Here is a 26,942-nt window from a genome sequence, read left to right as displayed (position 1 = left end):
AGTCCTAAAATAATAAGTTATATATTTTAGCATTTTATCTCTTGTTATTAAATAATAGGCTACTTATCTGGGTATATTAGAAGAAAAGTAGAGAATTAACTCTACTCTTGAATCATAACAGTTAATATTCCTGTCGCATAATTTGTAGTTTCACTTAAATCATAAACCTCAAAATAAAATTCACATACAGAAGCAAAGGCTATCTTTTTTTCTACTTTGATTATATACTCTAAAGTATCTGCTTCTTTATTTAATTTCACCTCTTTTAAAGAGATTAGAAACCCTACTTTTGCCTCTTCCTCTTGTGAAAAACCTGCTGAGCTTTGAGCTGCTGCTTCAAAAAACATTGCTAATGAAGGTAAAGAGTCAAAAGCACATTTAACCTTTACAAACTCATCATTTACTTCTAAAAGCTCTTTTGCAAATTTAACTGGTTCTTGATGGGGGATATTCATAATTTTACTTCTATTATATTTTTTTTATTCTCATTAAACTGTTTTGCATATGATAAGAGCTCTTTTACAGAATTAGGAGCTTTTATATCATCATTTTGAATACTTAAAGTTGCTTCTTCTTTTGTAACTCTTACTTTTAAAGCGACTGCAACTTCTAAAAAATCGATACAGTTATTTACTTGTTCAATATTTTCAATATTCATAGTCTCTGTTACTACTAATAAAATCTCATCTCCATCTAAAGCTTTAATGGCACCCATTTTTAAAACTCTATTAGAAGTATTATCTCCACAAGAGATAGTCATAACTTCATTTTGATTTTTTTCTAAAATTGAAGCATATGAAACAGGTGTATTATAAACAGAATTTTGGAAATCTGTTGGAGAGATACCCTCTTTATTTAAAATTGCATTTAAAATATTTGCTGTTGCTGGCAATTCTCCATAAGCACTTCCATACATTATTCTTCCTACTTTGAACTCTACTTTATCCATAAGTTCTATAACAAGTTTTGAGGCTCTTGTTAATCTTCTTCTAAATACCATTTTAGGAACTAATGTTTTTGTATTTAAATCCTCTATTTCAGTTGGAGCTAAAAGATAAGAAGCATTTAAAATCTCTAAATTAATTGTCATCATCTAGTCCTAAAAGAATACTTGTATTATTTCCACCAAAAGCAAAAGAGTTAGAAAGCACATAAGAGAACTCTTTATTTAAAGCCTCATTAGAGAATAAAACATCCTCCCTTTCTACTGCTTTTATATCCTTTGAAGGAGGAATAATCTGTTTTTGTAAAGCCATAGTTGATATAATAGCCTCTATTGCTCCTGCTGCACCTAAAGTATGTCCAGTGAAAGCTTTTGTTGAACTAACATAAGGTTTGCTAGTATCAAATAATAAAGAAATAGCATTTAACTCTGAAGAGTCATTTGCCATTGTACCAGTACCATGGGCATTTATATAAAGAATCTTCTCTTTTTCTATCTTTGCATCATTTATTGCATTTTGCATTGCTTTAGCAGCACCATGTCCTTCGGGATGGGGTTGAGTCATATGATGTGCATCTGAACTATAACCTACCCCACATATTTCAACACTAGATGAAGCTACTTTTTCATCTTGAATTAATAATACAGCAATAGCTTCAGCTACATTCATTCCTTCTCTATTTTTTTCAAAGGGAGTACAAGGTTTTGAAGAGAGTACACTTAAAGCAGAAAAACCACATACTGTAGTATATGATAAAGCATCCACTCCAACAACTAATACATTTTTATAAATACCTTTTGAGATAACCTCTTTTGCATATCCTAAAGCATTTGCACTAGAAGTACAAGCAGTAGAAAATGAGATATCATCATAAAAAGAGAACTCTTTTTTTAATAAATAAGCAATTGCATCTATTGGGTGTTTTCTATAATCAATATTTTCATAAGAAGAGTCTTTAAAGAAAACTCTTTCAGTCTCATTCATCCCACCAACAGAAGAACCAACAATAAGTAAAGTATTTTCAAAATTATTTAAAGTCGAACTTTTTAAAACTTTTAAAACAGTCTCTAAAAGTAGTTCATTGAAAGTTTTATCTGATTTTATTTTACCAATTGCAACTTCTCTATCTTGAACATAAGTGTTGTCAATTGTTATGCAATCTTTTTTTTCGCAGATTGAAGCAAAAAGTTGTTCAGCATTTAAACCTGCACAACTTACTGCCTCATAATTATTTATGAAAGCTTTTTTATTTGTTGTCATTTATGTATTTTAATAAATTCTCAACTGATGCAAAAATCTCATTATATTGCTCTGGATTTTGTATCTTTACACCATACTCTTTTTCTATAATTAATACTAACTCAATTGAATCAACAGAATCTAAACCTAATCCCTCATCTCCAAAAAGAGCATCAGAATCTTCAATATCTGTAACTTCAATATCTTCAAGTTTTAAACCATCAATTAAAACTTGTTTAAACTCATCACTTGTAATAGCCATATATAATTCCTTCTTTTATTGATAGAATTGTATTATTATTGTACTTATAATTTATTTAGTGTTAAAATTATAAAATTAATATAATTTTTAGTGATAAATAAGTAAAATCACAAAATAACAAATGAAAGAAATAGATGCCCTTAACAAATAATTTATATACTATAACTTGTAAAACAGATTCGAGTATAGATATTTTATTAGCAGATGAAAATCATCCTGTTTTTGCTGCTCATTTTCCAAAATTACCGATACTACCTAGCTTTTTACAACTTGAAATAGCAAGTGAAATCTTTGATATTAAAATAACAGAAATAAAAAAAGCAAAGTTTATAAAAACAATAACACCTCAAAATAAAATTTCATTTAAAAAGAGCAATAATAAAATAATTATTGAATCAGAAGAAAAATTAAAAATTAGCGAGATAATCTATGAATAGTTTTATTATTGTTGTTCCTACTTATAATAATTTTCATACTATACAAGATGTTGTTAATGATATTTTATCTTATGACTACAAAGTAATAGTTGTAGATGATGGTTCTTCCACAGAGCTAACAAAAATATTAAAAGAGTCTCCTAATCTTACAATTGTAAGACATAAGAGTAATATGGGGAAAGGGCAAGCCATAATAAGTGGAGCAAAGAAAGCTAGAGAATTAGGTTTTACTCACATTGTAACAATGGATGGAGATGGACAACATTTAGCAAGTCAAGTTAATAAATTAATAAGTGCCTGTTCAAATGATGAAATTATAATTGGTTCAAGAAATTTTGATATTTCTAATGTACCAAATAGCTCAAAATTTGGTAGATGGTTTAGTAACTTTTGGGCATCATGGGATACAGGTTATGAAATAAAAGACTCTCTTTCAGGTTTTAGACTATATCCTCTTTCAATTATTGAACTACCAATTAAAACTTCTAGGTTTGATTGGGAAATGGAAGTTATCGTAAGACATGCAGATGCAGGAAAACCAATCAAAGAAGTAGAGATTGAATGCTTTTATCCAACATCTGAAGATAGAGTATCTCATTTTAGAAAATTTTGGGATACAGCTGCTATTGTTTGGGTTCATGTTCAAATACTTCCTATTAAGTGGGTTAAATATATATTTAACTTGTTTAGATTTAAAAAAAGTTAATGAAAACAAAACAGAGAGGAAGTGGCTGGAGTATTGCTCTAGTATTTAATCTATATAAACTTTTTGGCTATAAGTTTATATATATTTTAATGTATCCTGTTTCATTTTTTTATTTTATCTTTGCCACAAATGTAAAAAAAGCATTAAGAGATTATTATCAAACTATAAATATAAAATTTACTAATAGAATTTATTTCAAACACTTAAGATTTTTTGCTATTTGTATGGTTGATAGATTTATCTCTAAAGTTGATGTTAAAAGTTATACCTTCAATTATGATGATATAACTAAAATGACTGAGATTTTAAATAAAGGAACTATTTTATTATGCTCCCACTTTGGTGGATGGGCAGCCTCTACAAATGCTTCACATGTAAACAATAAACTAAATATTGTAATGCAGGAAGTTTTATTAGAAGGAATTAAAAAAATAGAAGACTCTTTACCTGTAAAAGAGAGCATTAATATTATTGATTTGAATAAAGGTACTATAAGAGTTTCAGTAGAGATTGCAAATGCTTTAATGAATAATGAAATAGTTGCAATTATGGGGGATAGAGCCTCAAATAAAAAAGCTGAAATAGAAATAGACTTTTTTAAAAGAAAAGCAAATTTTAATAAAAATCCTTTTGAAATTGCCTATAAAACAGATAAACCTATATTGATTTACTTTATTATTTTAATGGGTATTCAAGAATATAAAATTGAACATACTATAATTTATTTAGATAAGACAAAAGAACAAGAAGATGCAATTAGTCTTGCATTATCTACTTATATACAAAAATATGAAGAAGTTATAAAAAAATATCCAGAGCAATGGTTTAATTTTTACAATTTCTGGGAGAACAAATGAAACTAACAATTGACAAAAGACATATTAGCCTTAAAGAGATTGTAAATGCTACTAGCGTTGAAATCTCAAATGATGAGAACTTTATTACTTTTATTAACCATACTCATGATTTTATGATGGATACAATCAAACAAGGTAAGCCTATTTATGGAATAACAACTGGATATGGAGATAGTGGTAAAAACTATGTAAACTATGATGATGCAGCAAAACTACAAACAAATCTATTTAGATTTCATGGATGTGGAATAGGTAAAAACCTATCTTATGAAGTATGTAGATATGCAGTTATTTGCAGAACTATCTCATTAAGTAAAGCAAGATCTGGGGTTTCTATGAATCTACTTCATAGACTTGAAATGTTAATTGAAAAAGATATTATTCCAGTAATTCCTTCTCAGGGTTCAGTTGGAGCAAGTGGTGACCTAACTCCATTATCATATATTGCTGCTGTTGTTGCAGGGGAAAGGGAAGTTTACTATAAAGGTGAAATTAAACCTGCTATTGAAGTTTACAATGAACTTGGAATAGAACCATACTCTTTTGAACCAAAAGAAGCCTTAGCAATTATGAATGGTACAACTATCATGAGTGCTATTGCTTTAAAAGCTATTGAAGAGTTTGAAGTTATTTTAGATTCTATGGAATCATATGTTGCTGGTATGTTTGAAGTTCTATTAGGAGATGATACTCCTGTTGCTGATTTTGTTCATGATTCAAAACCATTTGAGGGACAAATAAAAGCTGCAAAAAATATCAAAGAAAAAATTGCTGGTTCAAAGTTAACTCATGGAAGAGATGATAGATATGATAAATTCTTTGCTGATAATAATTTAAATATCCAAGATACTTACTCTATGAGATGTGCTCCACAAGTTCTTGGTGTAATTAGAGATAATCTTGATATTTCTAAAAAATGGGTTGAGACTGAAATCAACTCTGTAAATGACAATCCATTAATTGATGGAGAAAATCAAAAAATTTATACTTCTGGTAACTTCTATGGTGGTTATGTAGCTCACGCTATGGATACCCTAAAAATTTGTGCTGCAAATTTAGCTGACTTATTAGATAAAGAGTTTGCTCTACTTGTTGACCACAAATTTAATAGAGGTTTAGGAGAGAATCTAAAGCTTTCTAAAGAGCCTTTCTTCCATGGATTTAAAGCTATGCAAATTAGTCTTAGTTCATTAAGTGCTGATGTTATTAAAAATACAACTGCAGCTTCAATTCACTCAAGACCAACTGAATCACTAAATCAAGATAAAGTTTCTATGGGTACAACAGCAGCAAACGACTTTGCAAAGATGATGCCAGAACTTCACAATATGCTTTCTATTGCCTTTATTGGTATGGCACAAGCAGTTGATATTAGAGGTAAAGAACAAGTATCTCCTCACTTAAGAAAAATCTACGAGACAACTAGGCAGATTGTAGAGCCTTTAATTGAAGATAGAAGAATGGATATTGATATAAAAAATATCAATAAACTAATTAAAGAAGCTAAATTTATATAAAGAGTTTGTTGTGGAAATTAAAAAAGTATTAGTAACAGGAGCAACTGGTTCTATTGGTGAAGCTATAGTAAAAGAGTATGCAAAAAATGGTTACTTTGTATATGTTCATTATAATAGCAACAAAGAGAAAGCCCAAGCTATTTTAGACTCAATTGAGCATGGTGAATTAATCACTTTTAATATGCAAGATAAAGAGGATATTAAAGCTACTTTAGAGAATCTAAGTGTTGATGTTTTAGTAAATAATGCTGGAATCATCAAAGACAATCTATTTTTCTTTATGGATGATGAGCAATGGGAAGATGTAATAAATACTAACCTTTCTGGAATGTATCATGTTACCAAAACTATCTCTAGAAATATGATGATGAATAAAAAAGGAAGTATCGTAAATGTAGCTTCTATCTCAGGTATTTCAGGAAATGCTGGACAAGCAAACTACTCAGCTTCTAAGGGTGGAGTAATTGCTTTTACAAAGACTTTAGCAATTGAGCTTGGAAGATATAATATTAGAGTTAATGCTCTTGCTCCAGGTATCATAGAATCTGAGATGATAGAAAATATTCCAAACAGTAAGGAACTTAAAAAAGCTATTCCTTTAAATAGATTTGGGAAACCTGAAGAAGTAGCAAAATGTGCTTACTTTATTGGAAATGATGCTACTTATGTAAGTGGTGAAGTTTTAAATATTAGTGGAGCAATGGTTAGGTAGAAATGAACCTAATTATCTCACTACTTTATGCACCAATTGTATTTACTTCACTAAGATATTTTGATATTACAAAAGTAAGCTTGGCAATTCTTTGCCTAAGTATTCTTTGGTTTTTATTGGTTTTTAAAAAAGGTTATAAAGAGTATTTGTATCCTCTTTTATATATTTGTATCTCTATTTTAGCTTTTTTCTTAAAAGAGTTTTTGATATTAAAAACTCTTCCTTTATTGATTTCAAGTTTTATTACTGCATTGATATTTATCTCTTACCTCAACAAAACTTCTATAATTCTATTTTTTGCAAAAAAGTTTTCTAAAAAGGAACTTTCACAAAAAGAGGAGGAGTATATTCACAAATCAACTCTTTTTTGGTTTTTTACTTCTTTAATTAATGCTATAATTCATCTTATTATTTTCTTTGATACAAATATAAATTATTGGATTTATTATAGTTCTATTGGCTGGTACTTTGTTTTTATCTTTGCAGGAGTATTACAGTTTTTACATAGAAAATTTATTTTTTTAAAGGCACAAAATGATTAAAGCACTATTTTTTACTCTTTTTAGTATCAACTTATTTGCACAAACTATTCACTTTCAAGAATCAAAATATATAGATGCTTTAAATAGTAGCACAAAAAAAACTGGCTATATAAACTTTAGAGAAAACTCTATTGAAACCTCTTATGAAAATAGTGATGTAGTTTTATTATTTGAAGAGGATACTCTTTTTATAATGAAAAATGAAGGAACAGTAGAGATTGATTTAACTAGAGATATGCCAAAAAAAATCTATGTTACTCTACTTCAAGCTATCTACTTAGATGAGATTTCAAAACTTGAATTATATTTTGAAGTACAGATGAAAAAAGATGAAATTTTTCTAAAACCTAAAAGTATTGTTGCAAACTACATAAAAAGTATTAACTATAAAAAAACTACAAAACTAGAATATCTTCATATAAATATGTTAAATAATGATAGGATAAGTATTGAGCAAATTGATTAAACTATCAAACTTTTTTATCTTTTCTTTTGCCTTATTACTCTTATTTTTAACTAATAACTATTCAAATATTTCAAATAGTATTTTAGCTGTTTTGCCAGATTCTAAAGATAAACAGATTTTACAAGCCTATTCAAAATACTATGATTCAAAAACTCTTTTTGTCTCTTTTGAAAATCTTCCTAAAGAGCTAATTTCAAAAGTTGAGCAAGAGTTACAAACTATTAAAGAGATAAAAAAAGAGTCTTTTTACAATAACTCTTTGTTTGAATATAAAAATAAAAATCAACTTCTTTTAAATAATTTGAATGAAGAAAAATTAAAAAATATAGATATTAAAAAAGAGTTGCAAATAATTCAAGACTCTCTTTTAAACTCTTTTTTCCCTTTTATAGTAAACAAATATGATCCTTTAAATCTTTTTATTAAAAAAGAGCAAAATCAACAAATAAAAGATATACGTGTTTATAAAATAAATAAAGAGATAAACAATTTAAACAGTTATAAAAAGCTTTATAAAAAGATTCAACTATTAGAAAAAAGATATCCTGAGCTAAAGATATTTAGTACTATTTTTTATTTTGTTGAAAATTCACAAGCAATAAAAGAGGATGTAAATAAGATTATAATTCTTGCTTTTTTGATTTTACTAACTCTATATCTTTTTATTTTAAGAAATATCTCTTTACTTCTTAATACTTTAACGACTCTTGCTACTTCTGCAATTATCTCAACAATAGTTGTTACTACTCTTTTTAGTGAGGTCTCAATTTTTGTTTTAGTTTTTGGTTTATCGATTAGTACTGTTGCTATTGATTATATGTTTCATCACTATATGCATGGTTATTATGTAGAAAAGAAAAGATTTAATAAAGAGGTGTTCTTTGGTTTCTTTACTACTTTTATAGCCTTTTTTATCATTAGTTTTGTCTCTTTTCCTCTAATTAAACAACTTGCAATATTTACTATAGTTTCACTTTTAATCTCTTATTTACATTTTAGTTTTTTATATCCTAAAATTGCTTTTTCATTTAGAGAAAAAGGCTTTAAAAAAAGTTTTGATTTTAATATAAATAAATTCTATATTCTTAGCTTTTCTACTATTTTAATTGCTATTTCACTTTTTACAATTACTTTTGATACAAACTTGCGAAACTTAGATTATCAAAATGAAAAACTTGATAGGCTAAATATCTATTTTAAAGAAAAACTAAAACACACAACTACCATACCTATTTTAATTGAAACTACTACAATAGATGATTTAATGAAAAAATATAAAATCATTAAAAAAGAGCTTCCTTCCTTAAACTCTTCTTTGGATCTATTAATAAGTAACTCTAAATTTGAAGAGAAAAAAAGCCTTTTAGAGAATAAGGAGTTCAGAGCTTTAAAAGAGAAGCTTATAAAGGAATCAATCACTTTAGGCTTTAAAAAAGAGTATTTTCAAGAAGCCTATACAATAGAAGAAAAACCAAGTTATAGTTTTGAAAAACTAAAAGAGTTACATATCAACTTCTTTAAATACAAAAACAAATATTACCTATTTATAAATATAGAAACTTCTTCTTATGAGGTTATAAAGGAGTATGAATTTATAAAAGCATTAAGTATGAATTTACTATTTAAAGATTCACTAAATAAAGTTAAAAATGAGATTTTAATTCTAGGAGTAATCTCTTTAAGTTTAATTGTTTTACTGATTTTATTTATTGCAAAAAAAGAGTCTCTTTTTGCTCTTTGCTTTTTACTTTTTCCTTTAGCAATGATTCTTACATACTCATTTTTTACAGCCTTTAATATTTTACATCTATTTATGATATTTGTAATCTTAGCCCTTAGTATTGATTATGCTATTTATAGCTCTAAAGGCTTAGATATAAATACAAGAAAAGCAATACTTTATTCTCTTCTTAGTACTTTTGCAGGTTTTGGAGTATTAGTATTTAGTAAGATTAACTCTTTATACTCTATTGGAATAGTTGCAACAATTGGTGTTTTAGCTATTTCATTTTTATTAATTTTTTTAAAAAGGTCATCTAATGAAAATTGAGGTTCATAATGATAATGGAACTATTACAACATATACTATAAATAAAGAAGATTTTACAAATAGTTCTTTAGAAAATCATCTTGGATATATAAATTCAAAATCAAAAGAGAAAAATGTACTAAATATTATTAAAGCTTATTACAGTAACTCAAAGATTATACTATTTGATGAAACAAACCAAATTATCTCAAAAAAACTTGAAGATTTAAAGATTAAAGAGTTTAACTCTGATAATAATACTAAAACTATTTTTGATGAGAAAGATTTTTCTATGATATTTTTTACAAGTGGAAGTACAGGAAATCCTGTTGGAGCTTTAAAAACGAAAAAACATCTAGAAGAGGAAGTTAAAGTTCTAACAAAACTATTTGAGAATAAAAATATTAATAAAGTAGTTTTAACTGTACCTTTTGTACATATCTACGGAATGTTATTTGGTCTTTTATATCCATTGTTAAATAATATAGATATAGTTTTAAAAGAGCATTTTTTACCAAATGATTTATTGAATCTAATTGATGATAATAGTTTAGTTGTTACAACTCCTTTATATATCAAAGCTTTAAATAAAATCTCTTCTATAAAAGATTTATCAAAAGCTATCTTTGTAAGTTCTACTGCTCCTTTAGATGCTCTAAATGCAAAAGAGTTTAAAGATAAATTTAATACAGATATTATGCAAATTTTTGGTTCAACAGAAACAGGTGGTATCGCATACAAACTTAATGATGAAAGCTTATGGACACCTATGCCAGAAGTTGAAATAAAAACTAATGAAAATAATGAATTAAAAGTTGTTTCTCCTTTTGTTTCAACAACTCTATATGAAAATGAGTTTAAAGATATAAATGGGATTATGCAAACTTTTGATTATATAGAAAAAGAAAATAATAAATTTAAACTTGTAGGAAGAAGTTCACAAATTCTAAAAATTGCAGGGAAAAGATACTCTACAATTCAAATAGAGAATATTTTAGAAGAAGTAGAAGAGATAAATAAAGCTTTAGTTTTTGTTTCTTCAAACGAAGATTCATTAAGAGGAGAAAGACTAGATATCACAATTGAGGGTTCAAAAGAGTTTAGTTCAAAAGAGATAAAAAAGATTTTACAAAATAGACTTTCAAATTTAAAATTCTCATTGTCTTTAAAGTATGTAGATAAAATACCAACTTCAAGTGTTGGTAAAAAACTAAGAGTTTAAACCCTTAGCTTTTTATTTACATTGCAGATAATTGAACTTGAATAGCATTATCTAAATTTTGAACCCATCCATTATAGTTACTATGGATAGTACCTTTTTGAGAGTCATAATTTAAGTTCATACTATTTTTATAGTTAATAGAATAGTTTTTATTGTTATATTTAATTTCAACTAAAGCCATGTGTTTTCTAATATTTAATCTTGCTTCTGCTACACCTGGTTTAACTTTTTTAACAATCCAACCTAAACTTGTACCAGCAGTTTTAATTGCATCATAAACTTTCTCATCAGAAACTTTCTTTGCTGCTTCTACAGGACTATTTGGAACATTATAAACTGCTGCTGTTCTACAACCAGTTAGAACAAATAAACCAATTGCTGCTACGAAAATTAACTTAATTAATTTTTTCATTTTTTCTCCATTTTATTAAATTTTTTTGATTGTATCATATAGTATGTTATTAATTATTTAAATATTACTAATTTATCACTCTAGTAGTTTTAATAAAAATTAAAATAATCTAAATTTTGTTATACTCCACTTTATAAAAGGGAAATATTATTTAATGTCAATAGTCATAAAAAATCTATGCAAATCATATAAAAAAAATCTTGTCTTAGACAATCTTAATTTAGAAGTAAAAGAGGGCACACTTTTTGGCTTATTAGGTCCAAATGGTGCAGGGAAAACCACTTTATTATCTATATTAAACTTTTTAATTCCTAAAGATTCAGGCACAATTGAGATTGCAGGTAAAAGTTTAGATACTAATCAAAAGGAAATAAAATCTATTTGTAGTATCGTTCCACAAAGTTATGCTTTTTATCCTAAATTAACTGCCTATGAAAATTTAGAGTTTTTTGCCTCTTTATATGGTTTAAAAAATGAAGCTCTTAAAAAAAGAATAAACTATTGTGTTGAAGTTTGCTCTTTAGAAAAATATATAAACAAACAAGCTCATAGTTTTTCAGGGGGCTTAAAAAGAAGATTAAATATTGCAATTGGATTATTAAATAAACCAAAAATTCTATATCTTGATGAACCAACTGTTGGAATTGACCCACAATCAAGAAAATATATTTTAGAAGTAATTAAAGAGATTAATAAAAAAGAGAAAACAACTATCATTTATACTTCTCATTATATGGAAGAAGTTGAATACTTATGCGATGAAATAGCTATTTTAGATAACTCTAAAATTATTTTTCAAGAGAATAAAGAGCAAATAAAAAATAGTGAGTTTGGATATAAAAATCTTGAAGAGATGTTTTTATCTTTAACAAAACAGGATTTAAGAGACTAATGTTTAAATATTTACTAAAAAAAGAGTTTACCCTTATTCTTAGAGACTTACATGCTTTATTAGTTCTTTTTGTAATGCCTGTTATTTTTATTTTAATTATGTCTTTAGCTTTAAAAAACAGCTATTCTAATAGCGTGGATACTCCTTTAAAAGTAGCTATTAGTAGTTCAAAAAATAATAAATCTATAAAAACTATGATTGAGAGTCTAAATAAAAGTAATTTCTTTGAAGCAAAATACTTAGAAATAGAGAATAAAAAAGAGACTCTATATAAACAAGAATATGATTTTATAATAGAGATTCAAAGAGATTATATTGAAAGAATCAAACTAAATGATGATAATTTCAAAGTAAGCATTTATAGTAAACCAGATATCTCTTTGCAGAAAATTGAACTTTTAAAAAATCTTATTTCAAATGCAAGTACCAAAATTATTTTAGAAGATTTAATGCTTGCACAAAAAATTGATACAAAAAATGTTTTAGATTTTGAAGCAAAAATTCAAAATAACTATATCTATAAAAAAGATAACTTTGAGATAGAACCTAGCTCTACACAACAAAGTGTACCAGCTTGGCTTGTATTTTCTATGTTTTTTATACTTATTCCTATTTCAAATACATTTATAAATGAAAAAAACTTTGGAACAATTGATAGAATTAGAAGTATCAAGGTATCTTTATTTCCTATTTTATTAGGAAAAATCATTCCTTATTATTTTATAAATCAAATACAAGTAGTTTTTATGATACTTGTAGGTATCTATCTTGTTCCTCTTTTAGGTGGAGATTCTTTAGAGATAAAAGGAAATATTGCTTTAATCTTTTTAGTCTCATCAGCCCTTAGTTTTGCTTCTATCTCTTTTGCACTTTTAATTGCAAATATAAGTAAGACAACGGAAGAGGCAACTACAATTGGAGGAGTATCAAATATTATTCTTGCAGCAATTGGTGGGATAATGGTACCTAAATTTGTAATGCCTAAATTTATGCAAGATTTTTCAGATTATTCACCGATGTCTTGGGGACTAGAAAGCTTTTTAGAGGTTTTTGTCAGAGGTGGAAGTTTTAATGATATTTCTACATATTTATATAACATGATAGTTTTTGCTATAATTTGCCTTTTATTAGCATATACATTATTAAAAAAGAGGAGATGACTTGATAGGGTCTAAAGATGAAAAGTTAAAATTAGAATTAAAAGAGTTAATTATTGAAGAGTGTGATAAAGATATTGAAGCCGAAGAGATAAGTGATGATGAAATACTTTTTGGTTCAGACTCAAAATTAGAATTAGACTCAATGGATGCCCTTCAAATATCTATGGCTTTACATAAAAAATATGGAATAGATGCAAATGATAGTAAAAAACTTAGAAAAATTATGGCATCAATAAATACTTTGGCAGACTACATTCAACCGGAATAATTTTGAACGCATATATCACAGGAACATCTTTAGTTTGTAATATTGGAGATAATAAACAAGATATTATCTCCAATTTAAAAAAGCTTTCATTTAAAAACTACAAAGAGTATTTAGAAGAGCTTTTTAAAGAAAAGACTTTTTATAAAATTTATAATTATGATTATTCAAAAGAAGAAAGATTTCAAAAGATTTTAGAAAAAGTAGTTTTAGAGGCAATAAAAGAGGCAAAACTTTCAAAAGAAGAACAAGAGGATTTACATATTTTTCTTGGTTCTACTTCTATGGAAATGGGAACAAATGAAGAGTTCAAAAACAACTATGACAAAAGTACTTGTAACTTTGAGTTTAAAGATATTGGAAATGGAGCTATTGGAGAGTATGTTAAAAAAATCTTGAACTCAAAACATAAACCCCTACTTTTCTCAACGGCTTGTACTTCAAGTGTAAATGCTCTAGCTTACGCAGCTAAAATGATAGAAAAGAAAAAAATCAAAAGAGCAATTGTAATTGGCTTTGAACTTTTTAATAAATCTACTTTAGGTGGTTTTTCTTCACTAATGCTTCTATCTAAATCAAAAATTTATAGACCCTTTGATAAAAATAGTGATGGCATTATTTTAGGAGAAGCTTGCTCTGCAATAGTTCTTGAAGATAAAAAAAGAGATGAAAAAGATTTTAGATATATCTGCTCTTCAAATGTTTGTGATAACTACTCTGAAACTACAAGTGATCCATCGGGAGTTCCTATTTTTGAAGCAATGAATCAATCTTTAGAAAAAGCAAATTTAAAGATAGAAGATATAGATTGTATAAAAGCACATGCAACAGGAAGTGAAAATAATAACTCTTCTGAGGCAAAAGCTCTATCTTTATTATTTGAAAAATATAAAAGCAAAACAAAAGTTACTGCACTTAAACCAATAATAGGACACACCTTAGGTGCTTGTGGTACAAATGAAATTACATTAATGTTAGAAGCTATAAAAAATGGTTTTTTACCTGCTACTTTTGGTTTTGAAGAGCCAATTGAAGATTTAGCCTTTACTCCAATATTAGAAAATCAAACTTGTAAAGAGAAACAAACTATTTTATTAAACTATATTGCCTTTGGCGGGAATAATAGTTCAATTATCTTAAGTAATAAGGCTTAATATGTATATTCACTCTGCTTATAAATTTATCAATTCCAACACAGATGTAAAAGAGTATAGAAAAGAGCTAAAAGAGCTTTCAAAAATAAATCTTAGAAGATCAAGTAAGTTTAATGTTTTAGCAGTGTTAGGAGCTTTAAAAGCTACAAATGATATAGACTTAAGCCAAAACCTTGGAATTTATGTAGCAAGTGAATATGGACCTATTAATGATGTTTATAAAATCTTACAAACGATAAATGAAGAGAACAATATTGTTATGCCTTTTGATTTTTTAAATATCAATAGCAATAATGTAAGTTTTTATGTTTCTCAAGCATTAAATAAAAAAGCTAAAAATATGCTTTTAACCTCTCAATGCTTATCTTTTGAAAAATCTTTACAACTTGCACTTTTTGACTTAGAGATAGAAGAGGTAAAGGATGTCTTAATTGGTGGAGTTGATGAATCCTTAGAAGAGATAAAAGCCTATGAAAACTATATCAATCTTGCAAAAAAAACAGAATCAAAAGATGGAACCTGTTGGTTATACTTAAATAACAATAGTGAAAATGCCCTTGGAAAAATTATAAAGATTGAAGAGTTTTCTAATTTAGAAGAACTTTTCTCAAAAAAGAATAAAGAGTACTCAAAAATCACTCTTAATCACTTTGCTCTTGCAGATGAGGAGTTAAGCTCTAAACTACCCCAAGAAAAAGTTTTTATCTCAGAGGATTTTTATGCCTGTGAAGGAGCTTTAAGAATACTTGAATTACTTGAATTTAAAGGAGAACATCTTTATATTGCTAAAGATGCAAAAGATAACTTCATTACAATAGAACTTAAAGTTTAAGTTCTATTATATTTTTTTTAATAAGATAAAAGCCTCTTCTTCATATTTTGAAGCTTCAATCAGTTTTTGGGCAATTTTACTTCTATCAAACTTCTCTATTTTTTTACTAGCTTCAACACAAAGTAAGGCAAACTCTCTTAAAGTATTTCCAGATTTTACAAGTAAAGATGAAGCCTCATCTAGCAGTTCTTGGTTTAAGTTATACTGTTTTGATTCTTTTAAAAAAGCAGCATATAAAAACCTAAAACCTCCACCACCAGTTCCTATTTCTTCTTGCATTCTAACAATATGAGTTAAATAGTTTTTTAAATATCTTTCATCTTTAGAGCTTAACTTTGAAATCTTTTTAGCTAAGGTTCTCATTCCTTTTACTCCCGCATATGGAAAAGGAGTTAACATTGATTTTGCATTTTTTTTAATTGCTTTTTTAACAATTAAAGATAAATCAAGATTACTTGGAATATTTTTAGGATAATACATAAAACCTTTTGGAGCAAATACTCCTTTAGCAAATCTGGCTTTTGTAAGCTCTTTTTCATCACATAAAACTGGCTCTTCAAAAACAGGGTCAGATACTTTGTAGTTACTTCCTTCTTTTCCATATACTAAGAGATTATGTGCATTAAAGTGAAACCTCATATCTTTTGGAAAATATGGCAAATAAAATACTGAGGTTTGAAGCCCAACCAATTTTTTTTCTTCAACAAATTTAGTTAAATCTTTATTTGCTTCAATACCATTTTTATATGTTTTTTTAACAATCTCTATACCTAAAACTCTAGATACTTTATTAACAATATTTTTAGGTAACTCTCTATACGCAATAAGTGGCATATTATTAAGTTTTATAATAGGAAGAAAAACAAAAGATAAAGAGCTTGTAAGTCCAAAAACCATTGGCTCACTAAGCTTTAAACCATAATGAGTTAATAAAGTTGAAACAACCCCACTCTCACAGTGTGCAAATTGAGAGTGTTCAAACTTTTCACTCATACTTTAAAATCCTTTAACTCTTCTATTTTAATATTAAATGCTTCAGCATATTTTGCAAGAATCTTTTCATTTAATTTTTTAAAATTACTCATTTTGAGATGTCTTTTTACTCTAAATTGAAACATTCCAACAACACTTGCTAAAGTAGCTAAATCCATTCTATTTTCATACATAAAATATTCAAGAGGAGAACTAATACCTCTTTTAATATTTTCAATGCTTTCTTGCTTTAAAACTTCAAACTCTTCAACAGCAGTTTGTGTAGCAAATTCTTCTACTGAACTTCCATAGTTAGTTCTTTGAAAATCACCAGTTTCAGTTGTTGTATACATCACTTTTTGATGACCTTCTAAAACTTTGTTCTCCTCTTTTGGAACTTCAATTTTTTCCATTAAACCACTTCTAAATACATAAATGAAGTAGAGAATCTTCCACTTTCAGGAACATAACAAAGAATTTTCTGCCCCTTAACTAATCTATTTGAGTTAAAAAGTTCTTCAAGCATAATATAAATTGAAGCTGAACCTGTGTTTCCAAATTCAGTTAGATTTGTAAACCATTTTTCATAAGGAATTTCTAAACCACCTTTTTTCATACCTTCATATAGTTTTTCTCTAAAAAATTTTGAAGAGTAGTGAGGCACAAAATAAGAGATGTCTTCCTCTTTTAAACCTCTTTTTTCTAATATTTTTTTAATAGGTTTTGTCACAGTGTATTCAGTAATATTTTCATTTAAAAGTTTCACATTTTGCTTTATTGATAAAAGCGATTTATTCATAACTTCTTGTTGTTCAAAAGCTCTCCAAGGAGTTACATTATTCTTATCATCCACTTCACAACCACTATACATACAAATTGGCATTTCACCAGCATATGATAATATATCAATCCATTTTATCTCTAAAGATAAGCCTTGTTTATTTGGTTTATCTTCTAAAAGCATAGCCCCTGCACCATCTGAAAGCATCCATCTTAGGAAATCTTTTTCAAACTCTATTCCTGGATTATTTTCTAACTCTTTATAATCAGACTCTTCTTTAAAGTTTTTTGAATTTAAAACCATTGATGAAGTTTCAGAACCAGTTGAAACTCCATTTTTAAGCTCCCCTGCTTTTATTCCATAATAGATATATTTTAAAGCATTTATACCACTTAGACAAATTCCAGAAGCACTTAAAGTTTCAACTTCATTTATACCTAATTCCCCTTGTACCATCAAGGTATGTCCAGGTAATAGTTGGTCAGCTAAAGTTGTTCCACATGATAAAGCTTCTAAATCTTTTAATTTAAAACTCTCATTTTCTAATTTTTTTATTGCATTTGCAGTAATTTGAGCATTTGTGAAAAGAGGTTTTAAACTACCCTTTTCTAAAACATAAAATCTTCTTTTTATTCCATTACTTCTTAAAACAATATTTTTAGCTTTTGATTTTTTTCCACCAATATAACCTAAATAATCTTCCATTTCATCGTTATAAACTGGTTCATTTGGCATAAACTTTTGTATATTGTTTATATAAACTTTATTCATCTGCTGAAAAATCCTTCATTCTATCTTTCGCACTTCCAGAGGGTGCTTCATAAATCTTTTTTTGTTCTAATATTTTTTCTTTATTTATTTTTCTTATTATAGTTTGAACTAGCATATTTATTGGAACAATGGTAATAATCATTAAAAGTAAAAAAACAACATAAAGTATCACAATCGGTTTTCTTTTTGCTTCACCTTGTTTTCCTACTTTTCTAATAAGTTTTCCCCAAATCATAAAACTCTTAGTTCCAATTTGTTCACTTTTAATTAGCTTCTCATCTACATTTACTGTATTTAAACCAGAACAAATAGATTTTTGTTTTTTTTCTTCATCTTTTGCTAAAGCTTGTTTTATTGCTTTTCCAAATCTTGATGCCTCTTTTATATCTTTTTTTGAAATCCCAGCTTCAGGGAATATTCCCCATAAAGAGTCTCTTTTCCCTGTTAACATCCATCTAGGTGTTGTAATAAAAGTTGCAAGAGAGTTTCCTTGGTCTATTAAAACTATATTATCAATTAGTTTAGCTTCAACCTCAGTAAGTAACTGTTTCATTTTTTCTTGTGCCATTACCCACATATTTCTACAACCAATAAGAGTAATTACAGGTTTACCTTTTAATTTTCTTTTTGCATAATCACTTTTTAAAAATGCAGTAATAGGTAAAGAAGGAGATAAGAACCATACTTGATAAGGTAAAATTATCAAATCATAGTCATTGTCATCCTCTTCAATCTCTTTAATTTTTGGTGGATCTAAATATACAGATTCAGGAAAACAATCCATAAAACTCATAAAATCCCAAGGAAAAGGATAAGGCTTAAGTGGCTCAATTTTCTTATAAACCACTTCGATATTTTCATCCTCTTCAAGAGGTGCTAACATGGAGTTTGTTACTTGGCTTAATTGTCCTGTTTGGGAATATGATATAACTAATACTTTTTTAATAATCAAAATAAAACCTAATATATTATTAAATTAAATTATATCCAAGAATTTGTTAATAGTTTATTCATATATTAACTTTTATTGTTGTATAGGGATTATATAAAACATTTGCTCCATGCTGTATTTTAACATTTCTTCTTTGAGTATAATCTACACTATAAGCCCCTTCAAAATCTGTTGAAAATTGAGCACATATTTTTGCAGCTTTTTCAATAACATTTCCAGGAATTGTTTTTTTACTATTTTGAACAATAACATGTGAAGAGGGAGCATCTTTTAAATGAAACCAAAAATCACTTGCTTTTGAATTTTCTAATAAATAAATATTTTCTCTTTCATTTGTTCCAAGCATAATTTTATAACCTTCATAAAAAAAGCTTTCATAGTTTTGACTCTTTTTTGTACGAGCTTGATTTTTCTGCTTCTTAGGAAGTAAAAACTCTATTTCATCAATACTAGAACAAGAGTTAATATTGTTTATCAACCTCTTTAAAAACTCAACTTTCTCTTCTAAATTTGATTTTTCTATCTTAATATTATTAGCTTTTTGTTTTGCTCTTTTTGCTTTTTTAAATAGATTATTTGAAAAAGTTGAGGCTTGATATCTAGTATCTAACTCTATTGTAATGCTATTTCCTTGATAGTCATAGGTTTCTAAAACATCTTGATATGGTTTTATACTATGTAAATTTGCAAGAATTAAATTAGCTTTTTCATATAAAGAGTTAGACTCAATCTCCAAATCCTCTTTTTTAGGTAATGTTTCTAAAGTCTTTTGTAACTTTTTTAACTTTTTATTTACTTGAGTAATTTTTTGTTTTCTATGATTTTCAAGATTCTCTTTTTCTATTTTTTTATATACATCAAAAAGATACTCTTCCACATCTTTAATCTCTTCTATTTTTGGAATAAAATCATTTTTTGGTATCTCATCTAATTTTACCCCTACTTTTACAACTCTACTTGATGCAAATTCATCAATATGCCTTAAGGCTTCTAAAATAATTCTATTTTCATCTAAAATAATTGCATTTGTATGTTTACCGGTAAACTCTAATTGTAAAATAGTTGTTAGTTTTTTATAAGAAGAGGAAGAGTTAACTTTTATATTTATTATCTTATCTTCATTATAAATCTCGATGTTTTCGATTCTTGCATTGATAAATCTTTTTTGAAGGACTACATCAAAAGGAGCATTAAAGTCTTTTTTTGATGTTTTTTCTCCATTTTTCTTATAAATATAACTTTTCCCTTTACTCATATCAAAATAAATAGAGTTTTTATTATTAAATTCTATTATAATTAAGTTATTATCAATTCTTCTTATATGTTTTATAACTTGGGCTTCTTCTTGGAGATACTTTACAATCTCTTTTAAAATATAGTATTTCAATTTTTATCACTTTTTCTTATACTTGTATAAGTATTATTTTTATCAAAATTAGATATAATGATACCAAATTATATATTAGGAGATGAATAATGACTAGATTTTTAAAGCTTACTATGGCTGCTGTTTTATTATTAGGAGTTGCTTCAACAACAGCTTCTGCTGATGCAAGAAAGGGTCAAAAGATTTTTATTAAAAAATTTAAATCAAAATGTGGATTCAATGGTGCTAAATTTGCAGCAAAACATTCTCAATCTGAGTGGGCTTCAATTAATGAAGCAGGTAACTTTAAAAAAGAGATGATGACAATTTGTCCAGAAGTAAAAGAAGCAGATATTAATGATTCTTGGGTTCCTCATCTTTATGATTTCTCATATGAGTACGCAAATGATTCAGGAAATGTTCCTGCTTGTTAATCAGATTACTATAAGAGGATAATCCTCTTATAGATTCTCGTTTGCTTCAACTTTACAATTATTCTTTTCACAACTTACATTTGCATCAAAATAAAATATATCTTTACCTACTCTTTTCTTTAGACTAAGTGCAGCTTCAGCTGATTGCATACCTGTATTACAATAAAATACTAAAACTTTATCAGTTGATACTTTTGATAAATCAATTTTTTCAGCTTTTGAATCCCAAGGAGCATTTATAGCACCTTTAATATGACCCTCTTTAAAATCACTCTCTTTTCTAATATCAATAAGTTGAACATTTTTTGGTAAATCATTTAATACTACTTTCTCAAACCAAAATTGATCAATCATTCCCTTATCTTGTCCTAAAAAGATTGTTGCACCTTTTACTTGATATTTTTTACCTTTAGCTTCAATAACTTTATTCTCTTGTTGAACTTCTTCAGCTTTTAAAGCCATTAAAGGCATAGCTTTTTCTTTCCACTCAGGATAACCACCTTTATAAACTAGAACATTACTATATCCCTCTTTTTCTAAAAGTACAGCTAATTCATCTGATTTCTCACATTTAAAACCATTACAAAAAGATACTATTTTTGCATTTTTATTTATAGGTAAAAGTCCTACACTTTTTGAAAATCTATTTACAGGTAAATTTAAAGAACCTAAAATAGTTCCTCTCATATAAAGTTTCTCACCTCTAGCATCTAAAAATAGTGCTTCTTTATTTTCAAAAAGCTTTTTAGCTTCTGTAAAATCAATTATCTTTAACTCACTTGCCTGAGAAAAAGAGAAAACCATGATAAGTGCAAAAATTTTGCTTAATAAAAGTTTCATAACTCTCCTTACTAAATTATTTAGGAGAATTATACATAAGTTAAGATTAATTTTATTTATATTTATATTATAAGTAATTCTTATTTAAATGAGATGGCATCATATTTATAAATCAAGGCTTCTGCTAGCTCTAGCATAAGAATATTTATTTTTTTAAAAGTTTCATCTTTTATATTAATTAAAAGTTTGTCATAAACATTAGCATAAGGATAAATAGTAAAATAGATATATTCTTTAGAACGACTCTCTTTGTCTAACTCTTTAAACCAAACAGCAAGCATTGAAAAATAAAGCATTGAAGGATTAAATACCCTCTTTGATTCTTCTATTTTCTCAAACTCTTTAGTCAAAGTATTATTTATAAAGTCATATGCTTTTAATACAGCATTAATTCTATAGTGTTTTTTATTATTTATATAATGCTCTGTAGGAAAAGTTACATTATTTATCTGTTTTAATATTTCATCAGAAATAGAGTTTATATAATCTACTAACTCTTTATCTATATCAAAAAAATTATCTTTGTTATCTTTATATGAAAGAATTAAATCTTTGCAGAACAGTAATAAGGCTTCAGTTTTTATTTTAGATAGGTTCAAAATCATACACTATTTTAGCAATTTTTACTTAATAAGTAACTGTTAAGATTAAGTTTAAGAGCATTTAAGATAAAATATAAGAATTTTAAAAACTTTTAAGGAAAAAAGGAATTTATTGGAACCTATTGGTATATTAAAAGAAGGCCAAATCTATGACCTTCAAACAGCGGAGGCTTTAAACTTAAGTGGAGATGAGATTAAAGCTGACAACTCTCCTGAATCTCTAGAGATATTAAAACACTCATGTGCTCACTTAATGGCACAAGCTATCAAAGAACTATACCCAGATGCAAAATTCTTTGTTGGTCCTGTTGTAAAAGAAGGTTTTTACTACGACTTTAAAACAGAAGAAAAAATCTCTGATGAAGATCTTCCAAAAATTGAAAAAAAGATGAAAGATTTAGCGAATGCTAAACTTCCGATTGAAAGATATGAAGCATCAAGAGAAGAGATTCAAACAAAATTTGCAAATGATGAATTAAAACAAGCAGTTCTTGCAAACATTACTGATGAGACATTAACACTTTATAAGCAAGGTGATTTTGAAGATTTATGTAGAGGGCCTCATGTACCTAATACAAGAATGATTAGAAGCTTCAAACTTACAAGAGTAGCAGGTGCTTATTTAGGTGGGGATGAAGAAAATGAAATGATCACAAGAATCTATGGAATCGCTTTCTTTGATAAAAAAGAATTAAATGATTACATTAGAATGCTTGAAGAAGCTAAAAAAAGAGATCACAGAAAATTAGGAACTGAATTAGAACTATTCACATTTAGTGATGAAATTGGAGCAGGACTTCCATTATGGTTACCTAATGGTGCAAAACTAAGAAGTAAATTAGAACACCTTTTATATAAAGCTCACAGAGTTAGAGGTTATGAGCCAGTAAGAGGTCCAGAGATGCTAAAAGCAGATATGTGGAAAATTTCTGGTCACTATGATAACTATAAAGAAAATATGTATTTCACTACTATTGATGAGCAAGAGTATGGAATTAAACCAATGAACTGTGTTGGACATATTCAAATTTTTAAAAATGATTTAGTATCATATAAAGAGCTACCTCTTAAATTCTTTGAATATGGAGTTGTTCATAGACATGAAATGTCAGGTGCAATGCATGGACTTTTTAGAGTTAGAGAATTTACTCAAGATGATGCACATATTTTTTGTACAAAAGACCAAATCAAAGATGTAATTATTGAAGTATTAGATTTCGTTGATAGCTTAATGAAAGTATTTGATTTCAAATATGAAATGGAAGTTTCAACAAAACCTAAAAAAGCAATTGGAGATGATGCTTTCTGGGAAGCAACAACAAAAGGTATTATGGATGCCTTAGATTCAGAAAATCTACCTTATGGAATTGATGAAGGTGGAGGTGCATTCTATGGACCAAAAATTGATATTAAAATTACTGATGCAATTGGAAGAAAATGGCAATGTGGTACTGTTCAAGTAGATATGAACTTACCAAGTAGATTTAATATTGAGTATGTAAATGATAAGGGTGAAAAAGAACAACCTGTTATGATTCACAGAGCAATTCTTGGTTCATTTGAAAGATTTGTTGGTATCTTAACAGAACACTGTGCTGGTGAATTTCCATTTGTAGTAGCACCAACACAAGTTATTTTTGTACCAATTGCTGATACTCATGTTGAGTATGCAAAATCTTTACAAAAAGAGCTTTTAGAGAATGATATAGATTCAAAAATCTTTAATATGAATGAATCATTAAATAAAAGAATTAGAATGGCTGAAAAGCAAAGAGTACCAATGATTGTTGTTGTTGGGGATGAAGAAGTTGCTAATGAAACTATTGCATTAAGAGATAGAAGAAATAGAGAACAATCAAATATAAGTAAAAAAGAGTTCATTGATATGTTAAATGAAATTAAATCAGGGAGTAAAATTTGAGTAGACAAAACAAAAAACCAGAAGTAATTATGAATGAGGACATCACTTCAAAAGAAGTAAGGTGTATGGGAGATGATGGTACAAATTATGGAATTATATCAACAACAGATGCATTAAGCACTGCAGACGAATTAGGATTAGATTTAGTTCTTATTGCACCAGAAGCAAAACCGCCTGTTGCAAAAATCATGGATTATGGTAAGTTTAAATACCAACAAGAGAAAAAGAAAAAAGAAGCTAAGAAAAAACAAAAAGTAATTGTAGTTAAAGAAGTTAAATTTTCTGTAAAAATTGCAGAAAATGATGTTAACTATAAAGTTAAACATGCTGTTGAATTCCTAGAAAAAGGATATCATGTTAAGTGTAGAGTATTTCTAAAGGGGCGAGAAATGGCTCATCCTGAAGCTGGTGTTGAAGTACTGGAAAGAGTATGGCCAATGCTTGAAGAGTATGGAACAAGAGATGGAATTCCAAAGCAAGAAGGAAGATTTGTAAATATGATGGTTCTTCCTAAAGCTGAAAGTAAAAAATAATATACACAATAAAATAATCTCCACAAACTATTTTATTTAGCAGAGGAGCTACTCCCTCTGCCCTCCCTTCCATTTTTATTTAAACTTAAATAAAGCAAACTTTAAGTAAAATCTCACACTTTTTCATAATTATGAAAATGCAAATTTATTAGAAAGGAACTGTACGATGCCAAAGATGAAATCAAACAGTGGTGCTTTAAAGAGATTTAAAGTAAAAAAGAATGGTTCTATTACAAGAGGATCAGCTTTTAGAAGCCACATCTTAACTAAGATGACTCAAAAAAGAAAAAGAGCTCTAAGAGGGCCACAAACTGTAGATGCTGCTGATGCAACTAGAGTTAAAAGAATGTTATGCCAAGCATAATTAACTTTTAAAAGTTAATTATTTAGTCCCTCCACATAAGTGGACAAGTTCGACAACACTATTATGAAGAGTGTCGACACCTATTAAAAAATAGAGTAAAGAAAGGAAAAATATGCCTAGAGTAAAAACTGGTGTAGTTAGAAGAAGAAGACATAAAAAAGTTTTAAAGCAAGCTAGAGGATTTTTCTCAGGAAGAAGAAAACACTTTAGAAAAGCAAAAGAGCAATTAGAACACTCTTTAGTATATGCTTATAGAGATAGAAGACAAAAGAAAAGAGATATTAGAAAGCTTTGGATCGTAAGAATCAATGCTGCTTGTAGATTAAATGATATTAACTACTCAAGATTCATGAATGGATTAAAACTAGCTAACATTGAGTTAGATAGAAAAATCTTAGCTGACATGGCTATGAATGATGCTCAAGCATTTACAGCATTAGTTGTAAAAGCAAAAGAAGCATTAGCAGCATAATTAATAAATTTGCTAAATATAAAAAAGGGGAAGAATTAATTTTCTTCCCCTTTTTTTATCTTTAAAATAAAGCTAAAGGTATTAAATACCTAAAGCCTCATTTACTTCAATTTTACAAGAGTTTCCTTTACAATCAACATTTGCATCAAAATAGAAAACTTCACTAATATCAAGTTTTGCATCTTTTAATTTTGTCCATGCTTCAATTGATCTTCCACCAGCTGTACAGTTAAATACTACTGTTTTTCCTTTTGGAAGCTTTTCAAAAAGCTCTTTTGCTGATAACTTTTCTGCAGGAATATTTATAGCACCCTTGATATGTCCATTTTTAAACTCACTTGGGTCAGTTACATCAACAATTTGGATAAATGCAGGTACTTTATCCTCTTTAATTAAAGAGTTTAACCATTCTCCATTAATACTTCCTTCATCAACACCTAATTTAGCCCCATTTTTACTCATTGTAGGTTTATTAGAAACTTTTTTTGTATCTACTTTTGCAGCACTTTTAGTTGTACTTAAACCAGCTTTTTTCCACTCTGGTAATCCACCTGCAAATACATTTACATCTCTATATCCCATAGAAATAAGTTTTTTAGCAACATTGTGAGATTTAACACATTTAAATCCACCACAATAAACAATGATTTTTTCATTTTGATGAACTGGAAATCTTCCTTTTAATTTTTCTACTTCTGTATCAGGAATAGAGATTGAACCTGCAATTGTCTCTGTTAAAAACATTTTATATGGTCTTGCATCAATTAATACTGCACTATTATTAACTTGTGCTGCTTGAGCTACAACTAAATCAACTTCTTGATAGTTTCTTTTTGCCCATTCAGGTTCACCTGCTTGATATAATTTAACATTTGTAAAACCATCTTTTTTTAGCATATTAGCTACTTTTGGAGATTTACCACAATTCCACCCACCACAAAATACTAAAATTTCTTTATTTTTTGGTGTATCTTTTAATTGTCCTACATACTTCTCATAATCAGTATCTGGAATATTTATAGAAGAAGGAATAGTTCCTACTTTGAACATCTTAGAAGGTCTAGCATCAACAAAGATTGCTTTTGCTCCATTGTGAGTTCCTTTTCCTACTTTTGCTTTTGCATAATTATAATCAACTACTTCAAGATTAAACTTTTTAATCATTGATTCAACTTTTGGGCTTGGCTTAATTAAATTTCCAGGCTCATTTGCATATGCACTACTTGTAAGTAAACCTACAACTACTAAACTTTTTAATACATTTTTTACTTTCATTTTCTTCTCCT

The 26,942-nt window shown here is 27.6% G+C and carries 32 protein-coding genes; 19 read left to right on the top strand and 13 right to left on the bottom strand.

The window, feature by feature from the left end; genetic code table 11:
- Window positions 1-101: 101 nt before the first annotated feature.
- From ABIV_RS01125 to ABIV_RS01110, 4 genes are read right to left on the bottom strand one after another with little or no spacing between them, the layout of a single operon-like run.
- Window positions 102-455 carry a hypothetical protein gene (locus ABIV_RS01125; protein WP_114838149.1) on the bottom strand — a complete coding sequence of 118 codons (354 nt, stop codon included), beginning with the start codon at window positions 453-455 and terminating at the stop codon, window positions 102-104.
- Window positions 452-1,090 (bottom strand): beta-ketoacyl synthase chain length factor, encoded by a 639-nt coding sequence (locus ABIV_RS01120; RefSeq protein ID WP_114838148.1) that lies wholly within the window; start codon window positions 1,088-1,090, stop codon window positions 452-454. Before ABIV_RS01120 ends, ABIV_RS01125 begins: the two co-directional genes overlap by 4 nt.
- Window positions 1,080-2,204, bottom strand: a complete 1,125-nt coding sequence (locus tag ABIV_RS01115; RefSeq protein ID WP_114838147.1) for a beta-ketoacyl-[acyl-carrier-protein] synthase family protein — start codon at window positions 2,202-2,204, stop codon at window positions 1,080-1,082. Before ABIV_RS01115 ends, ABIV_RS01120 begins: the two co-directional genes overlap by 11 nt.
- Entirely contained in the window at window positions 2,191-2,445 is a 255-nt protein-coding gene (locus ABIV_RS01110) for a phosphopantetheine-binding protein (protein ID WP_114838146.1), read from the bottom strand. Before ABIV_RS01110 ends, ABIV_RS01115 begins: the two co-directional genes overlap by 14 nt.
- Window positions 2,446-2,579: 134 nt before the next feature.
- Here ABIV_RS01110 and ABIV_RS01105 point away from each other — a divergent pair, with 134 nt between their 5' ends.
- Genes ABIV_RS01105 through ABIV_RS01065 form a run of 9 tightly spaced genes read left to right on the top strand, consistent with a single transcriptional unit; the run spans window position 2,580 to window position 10,933 of the window.
- Entirely contained in the window at window positions 2,580-2,882 is a 303-nt protein-coding gene (locus ABIV_RS01105; RefSeq protein ID WP_114838145.1) for an ApeI family dehydratase, read from the top strand.
- Complete coding sequence (locus tag ABIV_RS01100; protein ID WP_114838144.1) at window positions 2,875-3,588, top strand: glycosyltransferase family 2 protein; 714 nt, start codon at window positions 2,875-2,877, stop codon at window positions 3,586-3,588. The genes ABIV_RS01105 and ABIV_RS01100 overlap by 8 nt, the downstream gene beginning before the upstream one ends.
- A complete protein-coding gene (locus ABIV_RS01095) occupies window positions 3,588-4,445 on the top strand; it encodes a lysophospholipid acyltransferase family protein (protein WP_114838143.1) in 858 nt (285 codons plus the stop codon). Before ABIV_RS01100 ends, ABIV_RS01095 begins: the two co-directional genes overlap by 1 nt.
- Window positions 4,442-5,962 (top strand): HAL/PAL/TAL family ammonia-lyase, encoded by a 1,521-nt coding sequence (locus ABIV_RS01090; protein ID WP_114838142.1) that lies wholly within the window; start codon window positions 4,442-4,444, stop codon window positions 5,960-5,962. Before ABIV_RS01095 ends, ABIV_RS01090 begins: the two co-directional genes overlap by 4 nt.
- A gap of 16 nt (window positions 5,963-5,978) precedes the next feature.
- On the top strand, window positions 5,979-6,674 hold the full coding sequence (gene fabG, locus ABIV_RS01085) for a 3-oxoacyl-ACP reductase FabG (protein WP_114840420.1): 696 nt from the start codon (window positions 5,979-5,981) through the stop codon (window positions 6,672-6,674).
- A 2-nt stretch (window positions 6,675-6,676) separates the two neighbouring features.
- Window positions 6,677-7,216, top strand: a complete 540-nt coding sequence (locus ABIV_RS01080) for a hypothetical protein (protein ID WP_114838141.1) — start codon at window positions 6,677-6,679, stop codon at window positions 7,214-7,216.
- Window positions 7,209-7,682: a hypothetical protein gene (locus ABIV_RS01075; protein ID WP_114838140.1), complete on the top strand. Its 474-nt coding sequence runs from the start codon at window positions 7,209-7,211 to the stop codon at window positions 7,680-7,682. Before ABIV_RS01080 ends, ABIV_RS01075 begins: the two co-directional genes overlap by 8 nt.
- Complete coding sequence (locus tag ABIV_RS01070; RefSeq protein ID WP_114838139.1) at window positions 7,666-9,732, top strand: MMPL family transporter; 2,067 nt, start codon at window positions 7,666-7,668, stop codon at window positions 9,730-9,732. Before ABIV_RS01075 ends, ABIV_RS01070 begins: the two co-directional genes overlap by 17 nt.
- On the top strand, window positions 9,722-10,933 hold the full coding sequence (locus tag ABIV_RS01065; RefSeq protein WP_114838138.1) for an AMP-binding protein: 1,212 nt from the start codon (window positions 9,722-9,724) through the stop codon (window positions 10,931-10,933). Before ABIV_RS01070 ends, ABIV_RS01065 begins: the two co-directional genes overlap by 11 nt.
- Window positions 10,934-10,949: 16 nt before the next feature.
- Here the strand turns inward: ABIV_RS01065 and ABIV_RS01060 are convergent, their stop codons facing one another.
- Window positions 10,950-11,345, bottom strand: a complete 396-nt coding sequence (locus ABIV_RS01060) for a hypothetical protein (protein ID WP_114838137.1) — start codon at window positions 11,343-11,345, stop codon at window positions 10,950-10,952.
- Between the two features lie 154 nt (window positions 11,346-11,499).
- On the opposite strand from ABIV_RS01060, the gene ABIV_RS01055 reads away from it, so the two are divergent.
- From ABIV_RS01055 to ABIV_RS01035, 5 genes are read left to right on the top strand one after another with little or no spacing between them, the layout of a single operon-like run.
- A complete protein-coding gene (locus ABIV_RS01055) occupies window positions 11,500-12,237 on the top strand; it encodes an ABC transporter ATP-binding protein (RefSeq protein WP_114838136.1) in 738 nt (245 codons plus the stop codon).
- A complete protein-coding gene (locus ABIV_RS01050) occupies window positions 12,237-13,397 on the top strand; it encodes an ABC transporter permease (RefSeq protein WP_114838135.1) in 1,161 nt (386 codons plus the stop codon). The genes ABIV_RS01055 and ABIV_RS01050 overlap by 1 nt, the downstream gene beginning before the upstream one ends.
- 1 nt (window position 13,398) lies before the next feature.
- Window positions 13,399-13,665: a phosphopantetheine-binding protein gene (locus ABIV_RS01045; protein WP_114838134.1), complete on the top strand. Its 267-nt coding sequence runs from the start codon at window positions 13,399-13,401 to the stop codon at window positions 13,663-13,665.
- Window positions 13,666-13,667: 2 nt separating this feature from the next.
- On the top strand, window positions 13,668-14,816 hold the full coding sequence (locus ABIV_RS01040; RefSeq protein WP_228254321.1) for a beta-ketoacyl synthase N-terminal-like domain-containing protein: 1,149 nt from the start codon (window positions 13,668-13,670) through the stop codon (window positions 14,814-14,816).
- A 1-nt stretch (window position 14,817) separates the two neighbouring features.
- On the top strand, window positions 14,818-15,648 hold the full coding sequence (locus tag ABIV_RS01035) for a hypothetical protein (protein ID WP_114838132.1): 831 nt from the start codon (window positions 14,818-14,820) through the stop codon (window positions 15,646-15,648).
- 6 nt (window positions 15,649-15,654) lie between these two features.
- Here the strand turns inward: ABIV_RS01035 and darH are convergent, their stop codons facing one another.
- Genes darH through ABIV_RS01010 form a run of 5 tightly spaced genes read right to left on the bottom strand, consistent with a single transcriptional unit; the run spans window position 15,655 to window position 20,511 of the window.
- Entirely contained in the window at window positions 15,655-16,641 is a 987-nt protein-coding gene (darH, locus tag ABIV_RS01030) for a BtrH-related acyltransferase DarH (RefSeq protein ID WP_114838131.1), read from the bottom strand.
- The gene (locus ABIV_RS01025; RefSeq protein ID WP_114838130.1) at window positions 16,638-17,033 is read right to left on the bottom strand and encodes a DarG family dialkylresorcinol biosynthesis protein; all 396 of its coding nucleotides are present in this window, start codon (window positions 17,031-17,033) and stop codon (window positions 16,638-16,640) included. Before ABIV_RS01025 ends, darH begins: the two co-directional genes overlap by 4 nt.
- Entirely contained in the window at window positions 17,033-18,172 is a 1,140-nt protein-coding gene (locus ABIV_RS01020) for a beta-ketoacyl-ACP synthase III (RefSeq protein WP_114838129.1), read from the bottom strand. Before ABIV_RS01020 ends, ABIV_RS01025 begins: the two co-directional genes overlap by 1 nt.
- Window positions 18,165-19,124, bottom strand: a complete 960-nt coding sequence (locus tag ABIV_RS01015; protein WP_228254320.1) for a dialkylrecorsinol condensing enzyme — start codon at window positions 19,122-19,124, stop codon at window positions 18,165-18,167. Before ABIV_RS01015 ends, ABIV_RS01020 begins: the two co-directional genes overlap by 8 nt.
- Window positions 19,125-19,182: 58 nt before the next feature.
- Window positions 19,183-20,511, bottom strand: a complete 1,329-nt coding sequence (locus ABIV_RS01010) for an NFACT RNA binding domain-containing protein (protein WP_114838128.1) — start codon at window positions 20,509-20,511, stop codon at window positions 19,183-19,185.
- Between the two features lie 89 nt (window positions 20,512-20,600).
- Here ABIV_RS01010 and ABIV_RS01005 point away from each other — a divergent pair, with 89 nt between their 5' ends.
- Window positions 20,601-20,924 carry a cytochrome C gene (locus ABIV_RS01005; protein WP_114838127.1) on the top strand — a complete coding sequence of 108 codons (324 nt, stop codon included), beginning with the start codon at window positions 20,601-20,603 and terminating at the stop codon, window positions 20,922-20,924.
- A 27-nt stretch (window positions 20,925-20,951) separates the two neighbouring features.
- On the opposite strand, the gene ABIV_RS01000 is transcribed toward ABIV_RS01005, so the two are convergent.
- Both ABIV_RS01000 and ABIV_RS00995 read right to left on the bottom strand, forming a co-directional pair.
- Window positions 20,952-21,764, bottom strand: a complete 813-nt coding sequence (locus tag ABIV_RS01000; protein WP_114838126.1) for a rhodanese-like domain-containing protein — start codon at window positions 21,762-21,764, stop codon at window positions 20,952-20,954.
- Between the two features lie 80 nt (window positions 21,765-21,844).
- Window positions 21,845-22,369, bottom strand: coding sequence for a hypothetical protein (locus ABIV_RS00995; RefSeq protein ID WP_114838125.1), 525 nt, complete (start codon window positions 22,367-22,369; stop codon window positions 21,845-21,847).
- Between the two features lie 109 nt (window positions 22,370-22,478).
- Here ABIV_RS00995 and thrS point away from each other — a divergent pair, with 109 nt between their 5' ends.
- The 4 genes from thrS to rplT all read left to right on the top strand — a co-directional run bounded on the left by thrS (window position 22,479) and on the right by rplT (window position 25,656).
- A complete protein-coding gene (gene thrS / locus ABIV_RS00990; protein WP_114838124.1) occupies window positions 22,479-24,287 on the top strand; it encodes a threonine--tRNA ligase in 1,809 nt (602 codons plus the stop codon).
- Between the two features lie 29 nt (window positions 24,288-24,316).
- On the top strand, window positions 24,317-24,820 hold the full coding sequence (infC, locus tag ABIV_RS00985; RefSeq protein WP_114840418.1) for a translation initiation factor IF-3: 504 nt from the start codon (window positions 24,317-24,319) through the stop codon (window positions 24,818-24,820).
- A gap of 166 nt (window positions 24,821-24,986) precedes the next feature.
- Window positions 24,987-25,184, top strand: coding sequence for a 50S ribosomal protein L35 (rpmI, locus tag ABIV_RS00980; protein ID WP_114838123.1), 198 nt, complete (start codon window positions 24,987-24,989; stop codon window positions 25,182-25,184).
- A 112-nt stretch (window positions 25,185-25,296) separates the two neighbouring features.
- Window positions 25,297-25,656, top strand: a complete 360-nt coding sequence (gene rplT / locus ABIV_RS00975; RefSeq protein ID WP_114838122.1) for a 50S ribosomal protein L20 — start codon at window positions 25,297-25,299, stop codon at window positions 25,654-25,656.
- Between the two features lie 81 nt (window positions 25,657-25,737).
- Here rplT and ABIV_RS00970 read toward each other — a convergent pair whose 3' ends face one another.
- On the bottom strand, window positions 25,738-26,931 hold the full coding sequence (locus tag ABIV_RS00970) for a rhodanese-like domain-containing protein (RefSeq protein WP_114838121.1): 1,194 nt from the start codon (window positions 26,929-26,931) through the stop codon (window positions 25,738-25,740).
- Between the last annotated feature and the right edge of the window lie 11 nt (window positions 26,932-26,942).

Origin of the sequence: Halarcobacter bivalviorum, from assembly GCF_003346815.1 — a bacterium.
Lineage (GTDB): Bacteria > Campylobacterota > Campylobacteria > Campylobacterales > Arcobacteraceae > Halarcobacter > Halarcobacter bivalviorum.
Note: the sequence above shows the minus strand (reverse complement) of the source record. Positions and strands in the feature narration are given on the sequence as shown.